This is a genomic window from uncultured Demequina sp., assembly GCF_913055775.1.
GTDB lineage: Bacteria > Actinomycetota > Actinomycetes > Actinomycetales > Demequinaceae > Demequina.
Window position 1 is genome coordinate 21,747 of record NZ_CAJXJX010000021.1, and the last position, 6,326, is coordinate 28,072.

General features: G+C 72.1%; 7 protein-coding genes and 1 pseudogene. 4 read left to right on the top strand and 4 right to left on the bottom strand.

Going from position 1 to position 6,326, the window contains the following annotated elements; translation table 11 throughout:
* Positions 1 to 90: 90 nt before the first annotated feature.
* Positions 91 to 597: a hypothetical protein gene (locus QZ483_RS03640; RefSeq protein WP_297081628.1), complete on the top strand. Its 507-nt coding sequence runs from the start codon at positions 91 to 93 to the stop codon at positions 595 to 597.
* A 1-nt stretch (position 598) separates the two neighbouring features.
* On the opposite strand, the gene QZ483_RS03645 is transcribed toward QZ483_RS03640, so the two are convergent.
* On the bottom strand, positions 599 to 829 hold the full coding sequence (locus QZ483_RS03645; RefSeq protein ID WP_297081629.1) for a helix-turn-helix domain-containing protein: 231 nt from the start codon (positions 827 to 829) through the stop codon (positions 599 to 601).
* Positions 830 to 1,023: 194 nt separating this feature from the next.
* Here QZ483_RS03645 and QZ483_RS03650 point away from each other — a divergent pair, with 194 nt between their 5' ends.
* Genes QZ483_RS03650 through QZ483_RS03660 form a run of 3 tightly spaced genes read left to right on the top strand, consistent with a single transcriptional unit; the run spans position 1,024 to position 3,261 of the window.
* Positions 1,024 to 1,554, top strand: coding sequence for a hypothetical protein (locus QZ483_RS03650; protein WP_297081630.1), 531 nt, complete (start codon positions 1,024 to 1,026; stop codon positions 1,552 to 1,554).
* On the top strand, positions 1,554 to 2,819 hold the full coding sequence (locus QZ483_RS03655) for an AAA family ATPase (RefSeq protein ID WP_297081631.1): 1,266 nt from the start codon (positions 1,554 to 1,556) through the stop codon (positions 2,817 to 2,819). Before QZ483_RS03650 ends, QZ483_RS03655 begins: the two co-directional genes overlap by 1 nt.
* A gap of 4 nt (positions 2,820 to 2,823) precedes the next feature.
* A complete protein-coding gene (locus QZ483_RS03660) occupies positions 2,824 to 3,261 on the top strand; it encodes a DUF6912 family protein (RefSeq protein ID WP_297081632.1) in 438 nt (145 codons plus the stop codon).
* Positions 3,262 to 3,281: 20 nt separating this feature from the next.
* On the opposite strand, the gene QZ483_RS03665 is transcribed toward QZ483_RS03660, so the two are convergent.
* The 3 genes and pseudogenes from QZ483_RS03665 to QZ483_RS03675 form a co-directional block, all read right to left on the bottom strand.
* Entirely contained in the window at positions 3,282 to 4,076 is a 795-nt protein-coding gene (locus QZ483_RS03665; RefSeq protein WP_297081633.1) for an inositol monophosphatase family protein, read from the bottom strand.
* A gap of 69 nt (positions 4,077 to 4,145) precedes the next feature.
* Positions 4,146 to 5,168 carry a ribosome small subunit-dependent GTPase A gene (gene rsgA, locus QZ483_RS03670; protein ID WP_297081634.1) on the bottom strand — a complete coding sequence of 341 codons (1,023 nt, stop codon included), beginning with the start codon at positions 5,166 to 5,168 and terminating at the stop codon, positions 4,146 to 4,148.
* Positions 5,165 to 6,326: pseudogene (locus QZ483_RS03675) on the bottom strand (hypothetical protein); the annotation flags it as partial. The gene rsgA and the pseudogene QZ483_RS03675, both read right to left, overlap by 4 nt.

Below are 6,326 nucleotides of genomic sequence, written 5' to 3' on the forward strand. Positions count from 1 at the left end.
TTGATAGATATACACGAGGATGCCTTGGCGTGCCAGGAGAGGGTTGCGGCTGTGGAGACACGGGCGGGCCGTTGGCCCTACCGTGTGGGCATGCGATGGGAAGCGCTGTTCCGGGACCTCGAGGCTCAGGCCGAGAACGACGAGCACGAGCACCTGCGAGCCCAGGCGGCGGAGCGCACGAGAGGTGAACGGGCTACCACCGTGCTCGCCGCGCGTATCGCGGCCACGCGAGGCGACGTGCTCGCCATCGAGCTGCGCGATGGGTCACGCGTCACCGGCACGGTGGTGGATGCCGGGGGCGAATGGGTCCTGCTGCGCGACGGCATGCGCGAGCGCCTGGTCCCTCTGCATGCGTCCGCGGCCTTCGAGGGGCTCTCGAGGCGCTCCGACATGCTGTCGCGGGTCGAGGGCGCGCTCCCGATCACCAGCGCGCTGCGTGCGCTCAGCCGCGATCGCGCGCGCGTGCAGGTGCGTGCAGGAGGCTCGCGGACCGGGGTGATCGGCGCCGTGGGACGCGATCACCTGGACCTGTCCACCGATGCCGGCGCGACCGTGGTCATCCCGATCGCCGCCGTGTACGAGGTGAGCTCGGCGTGACTCAGGAGCCGGAGCGGACGCCGTCCCCGCGGGCCGAGCGCGCGCGCTCCCGCGATGCCTCGTACTGGCGGGCGATGTAGTCCTCGAGCTGCGACGCCTCGACGCGCCACACGCCGCGGCCGCCCACCTGGATGGCGGGCAGCTCGCCGGACCTGACCAGGGCATACGCCTGCTGCGAGGAGATGTTCAGCACCTCCTGAACATCCTCGAGCGTGAGAAACCGCGGAGCCATGCGGTCATTCTCGCACGAGCCCGATGCCAGGCCGCGGATCTCCACAGGGGCTTGGCAGCGGGGCGTCCAGTGGGCAGGATAGGCCCCACACGTCGGCGTCCAGAGGGGGGACCATGGCTGGTGACGGGTCGGTGGCAGGACGACTGCGCAGGCCGGGATGGAGAGACCCGCGGCTCCTGGTCGGGGTGCTGCTCATGAGCGTCGCCGTCGTCGGCGTGGCCCTCGCGCTCCAGAGCGCCGACCGCACGGTCGCGCACTACGCGGCGCAGTCGGCGCTCGCGCCCGGCACGGTGCTCGAGCCCGACGACCTTCGCGTGGTCCACGTCCGGGTAGGCGACGGCGGCTACGTCACTGCCGACGCGCCGCCGTGGGGCATGGTCGTCACGCGGGCGATCGGCAGCGGTGAACTGGTGCCCGTCGCTGCGCTCGGGGAGCCGGGCTCGTGGGACGGGCGCGTCCTCGGGGTCGTCGCTCATGCGCCCGTCGATCCCGAGATCGAGGCAGGATCCACCGTCGATCTGTGGCTGACGGTCGAGGACGGCGCGGGGTCGGCCGTGATTGCCGAAGACCTGGTGGTGGCCGCGGTGGCGCGCGAGGACGGCGCTTTCTCGGTGTCCGGCGGCGAGACCGTGTATCTCTCCATTCCGAGCGAGGACGTCGCCAGCGTGCTCGACGCGGTCGGGTCCGGAGGGTCGGTGACCGTTGTGGGTCGAGGGACGGCCTGATGTCCGCCGTCGGCGTGATCATCGCCGTGTCGGGCGGGGCCGAGTCTGGCGTGGCGGCCGCCATCGACGCGCATCCACGGCTCGCGGTGGCGCGGCGTTGCGCCGATGTCGCGGAGGCCATCGGGGCCGCGGCCGCCGGCGTGGGCGGCGCGGTCGTTCTCTCTGACCAGCCGCGCCTGTCGCGTGCGGTCGTGGCAGCGTTGATCGACACCGGTGTCGTGCTCGTGGGCGTGGCGGCGGCCCCCGAGCCTGCGGAGCAGCTGCGGGCGCTCGGCATCGAGACGGTGGCCGCGCCCGGGTGGACCGACGACGAGATCGCGCTGCTGGTCGCTGACCGCCTGGCGCACGCGGCGAGGCGCCCGCCGTCGCGCGAGAGCGCCCGGGCCGAACGCGCGGAGGGACAGGAGAGCGCGGACCGCGACGGACAGGTCATCGCGGTGTGGGGCCCGACGGGTGCGCCGGGACGCACCACCATCGCCGTCAACCTCGCCGCAGAGCTGGCCCGGTCCGGCACGAGCACTCTGCTTATCGACGCCGACACCTATGGCGGCGCGGTCGCGCAGGCGATCGGCATGAGCGACGAGGTCCCGGGTCTCGCCGGTGTGATCCGTGAGGCCCAGCACGGCTCGGTCGACGCGGCGATTCTCGCAAGGCACGCCGTCACGGCGGCCGAGGGGCTCAGTGTGCTCACCGGGATCACCCGCGCGGGGAGGTGGACGGAGATCGCGCCTGCGGCCCTTGAGGAGGTGCTGCGCGCCGCTCGCCATACCGCCGACGCCGTGGTGATCGACTGCGGCTTCGGTCTCGAGGCGGATGAAGAACTGCAGTACGACACCCGCGCACCGCAGCGCAACGGCGCGACGCTCACGGCGCTGTCGGCGGCAGATCAGGTGATCGCCGTCGGCTCCGCAGAGCCGCTCGGCATCCAGCGGCTCATCCACGGACTCGACGCCGTGCGCTCCGTCGCGGCCCATCCGCTCGTCGTCGTCAATCGCGTCCGGGCCCAGGTCGCCGGACCGCGGCCAGCCGAGGCCGTCGCCGACGTCCTCGCGCGCTTCGCCGAGGTCGACCGCATCACGCCCGTGCCCTGGGACCCGGCGCCATGCGATGCCGCGGCACTCGAGGGACGGGTGCTGGCCGAGTGCGCACCCCGCTCCAAGGCGAGACGCGCGATCGCCGGCATCGCATCGGCCCTCGCGCTGGGAGCGGATGCGGGCTCCACGCCGCGTCGTTCTCGCGCGCTCGCTGCGGCGGTGAAAGACTGAGGCCATGCGCGTGTATGTGCCGATCGCCGCGGACGCCCTCGAGGTCGTGATGAGCGGGAAGTGGGAGCCCAGCAGCGGCTACGCTGTCACGCCGACGCTGCTCGACATCATCGCGCTCGAGGATGAGGACGAGGTCGCGGAGGCCGTGCGCGGCGCAGCTGCGGCCGATGCGGTGCTCGAGCTGCGCTCGGACCGGCGCGTCGTGATCGTGGTCGACTACCCCCGCCAGGACGTCGCACCGGTGCCAGGCGGCCACCCCGCGGCGGTGTCACTGGTGGGTCGGGTCGACCCGAGCACGGTCGCGTGCGCGTTCGTCGACGAGGACGCGGCAGTCCCGGACGCCCGCGAGGCGGCGGCCGGGGACGCCGATGCGCTCGAGCGGCTCGAGCAGCACGATCTGCTCTGGTACGGCCCGGGGGAGATCGACGGCCTGGCCCGCTGAGCTGGGGCACCGACCGGGGGTCAGCGTCCGTTCAGCGCATCCAGCGCCGGCAGGTGCAGCGCGCCGTTCGTGGCGAGGGCGTTGCCGCCGAAGGGTCCGGGCACACCGTCCAGAGACGAGAAGTGGCCGCCGGCCTCCTCGACCACCGGGACCAGCGCGGCCATGTCGTACAGCTCCAGCTCGGGCTCGCACGCGATGTCCACCATGCCCTCCGCCACCATCATGTAGCTGAGGAAGTCGCCGTAGGCGCGCGTGCGCCACACGGACTTCGTGAGCGCGAGGAACTCGTCGAACGAGCCGCGCTCCTCCCACCCGGAAAGCGACGAGTACGACAGGCTCGCGTGCTCGATGTCGGTGACGGTGGACACCCCGATCGGCACCGCCTTGCGCAGCGACGTGCCCTTCCACGCTCCGTTGCCCACGGCCGCGAACCATCGCGTGCCGAGCGCGGGGGCACTGACGACGCCCACCACCGGCCGGCCTTCGTCGAGCAGCGCGATCAGCGTCGCCCACACGGGGACCTGCCGAATGTAGTTCTTGGTGCCGTCGACGGGGTCGACCACCCACTGGCGCGGGCCGCCCCCCTTGGAGCCGAACTCCTCGCCATACACGGCGTCCTCGGGCCGGTGGCTGTCGAGGTAGCGGCGGATCAGCAGCTCGGCCTCGCGGTCCACCGCCGTGACGGGGGTGTCATCGGGCTTCAGCTCGACGGTGAGCTGCTCCGACGCGAAGTTCGCCGCCGTGAGCTGGTCGACCTCGTCGGCGATGCGCATCGCGAGCGTGAGGTCGTCGGCGTACTCTCCCTGGGGTCGCATGGGTCCAGGCTAGCGTCACGGCTGCCTCGCCTGGCTCAGGCGGTCGGCCGATGCGCGGGCACGGCCAGGTCAGTAGGCGTCGGCCTGCGCGCGGCTCGCCAGGAGCCGACGAATCGAGTCCACGCGCGCCTCCCGGTCCGGGTCCCCGGCCGCCCAGGCGTCGAGCTCGCAGCCCGCCTGCGCCGACTCATGGGTGCAGCCGCGCGGGCACCTCTCGGCGGCGGCCTCCGCGGCATCCGGGAACGCCGCGATGAAGTGCTCGGGGTCCACGTGTGCGAGACCGAAGGACCTGACCCCAGGGGTGTCGATGATGCGACCGCCGCGCGGGAGCTCCAGCGCGACCGCCGAGGTCGAGGTGTGGCGCCCGCGGCCGGTCACGTCGTTCACCACGCCGGTGGCGCGGTCGGCGTCCGGCACCAGCGCGTTGACGAGCGTCGACTTGCCCACGCCCGAGTAGCCGACGAGCACAGTGGTGCGCCCCTCGAGTCTCTCGCGCACCGCGTCCAGGCCATCGATGATGCGCTCGTCGCCGTCGCGACGCATCGTCGTGGTGACCACCTCCACGCCCAAGGGTGCGTACGCAGCCGCCAGTGCATCGGCGCTCGCGAGATCCGCCTTGGTGAGCACCAGCAGCGCGTCCATGCCGGCGTCGAACGCGGCGACCAGGCAGCGGTCGATCATCCGCGGATTGGGCTCGGGGTCGGCGAGCGCTGTCACGATGCCGAGCTGAGCGGCGTTGGCGACGATCACGCGCTCGGTGACGTCGGCGTCGTCTGCCGTCCGGCGGAGCTCGGTCGTGCGTGTCTCGCGGCGCACGATGCGCGCGAGGGTGCCGTCATCTCCCGAGGTGTCTCCCACGAGCGCCACGCGGTCGCCCACGACCAGGCCGCGACGGCCCAGCTCCCGGGCCTTGACCGCGATCACCTCGGTGGCATCCTCGTCGTCGAGGTGCACCGTCAGGCGGCCGCGATCGACGCCCACGATCGTGCCCGGGATGGCGTCCTCGTGAGCGGGGCGGCGCTTCGAGCGCGGCCGCGAGCCGCGCCGGTTGGGGCGCACCCGCGCGTCGGACTCGTCGTATTCGCGCCTCACGCGCCGAGCATCGCCTTCCACATCGCGGGGAAGTCGGGCATGGTCTTCGCCGTCGTGCCCACGTTGATCACGTCAATGCCCGGGACCGCGAGCCCGATGATCGCTGCGAAGGTCGCCATCCGATGGTCGTGGTAGGTCTCCATCGCGGCGGGGTTCAGCCCGCCGGCTGGCATGCCGCCGAAGGTCAGCGAGTCGGCGTCCGCCGTGCAGCCCCCGCCCAGGCGCTCGACCTCGGCGGCGATCGCGGCGAGGCGATCGGTCTCGTGGCCGCGCAGGTGGCCGATCCCGGTCAGCGTGCTCGGGCCGTCGGCGACCGCGCACAGCGCCGCGATCGTGGGGGTGATCTCGCCGGCGGGGGAGAGGTCGGCATCGATGCCGCGCAGGCCCCCATACGCGATCCCCGCGGCGCTCACGGTGAGCGTGCCTGCGGCGAGCGAGCACGTCGCGCCCATGCGCTCGAGCAGCTCGGGGTAGAGGGCGCCGGGCTGCGTCGTGTGCGCCGGCCAGCCGGGAATGCGCACGGAGCCGCCCGCGACCAGCGGGGCCGCGATGAACGGGCCGGCGTTCGACAGGTCGGGCTCGACCCGGACGTCGCCCAGGCGGATCGGGCCCGGATGCACCACCCACGTGCGCTCGTCGGGCTGGTCCACGCGGATGCCGGCGTCGCGCAGCGCAATCACCGTATTGGTATAGGTGAAGCTCTTGGTGATGTCCGATGCAATGGTCTTGCCGGCAAGCGACGCAGCGACGGCGTCCTCGTAGTTCTTGACATCGACGTCGGCCATCCCGTCACAGCTCGCGTTCCACACCGGCTGGAAGGTGTAGGCAAGCGGCACGACGACATAAGGATAGTTGGAGTACTGGCCGGCCTCTTTCGCCAGCTTCTCGCTGTCCTTCCAGTAGCCGCTGTCGAGTTCCTCGAAAGCACCACGCTCCGAACCGGCGGCAAAGAACGGCGGCGCGCTCACGAGAATGGCGTCGACGGTAAAGGTGCCGGCCTGAATTTCCTGGCGGACCTGCGACACGGTGGCGCCGGTGCCCTTGCGGAGGAAATTGACCTCGAAATCATCGCCAAGGCCGTAGCGCGCCTTGAAAGCCTCGGCCAGATTCTGACTGGTACGGTCCGAGAAGAGCGGATGGATCAGCGTCACCGAGCCT

Coding starts and splice junctions, on each gene's coding strand:
- QZ483_RS03650 (WP_297081630.1), top strand. CDS start 1,024: ATGAGCGTCGCCGTCGTCGGCGTGGCCCTCGCGCTCCAGAGCGCCGAC.
- QZ483_RS03665 (WP_297081633.1), bottom strand. CDS start 4,076: ATGCGACCCCAGGGAGAGTACGCCGACGACCTCACGCTCGCGATGCGC.
- QZ483_RS03655 (WP_297081631.1), top strand. CDS start 1,554: ATGTCCGCCGTCGGCGTGATCATCGCCGTGTCGGGCGGGGCCGAGTCT.
- QZ483_RS03660 (WP_297081632.1), top strand. CDS start 2,824: ATGCGCGTGTATGTGCCGATCGCCGCGGACGCCCTCGAGGTCGTGATG.
- QZ483_RS03645 (WP_297081629.1), bottom strand. CDS start 829: ATGGCTCCGCGGTTTCTCACGCTCGAGGATGTTCAGGAGGTGCTGAAC.
- QZ483_RS03640 (WP_297081628.1), top strand. CDS start 91: ATGCGATGGGAAGCGCTGTTCCGGGACCTCGAGGCTCAGGCCGAGAAC.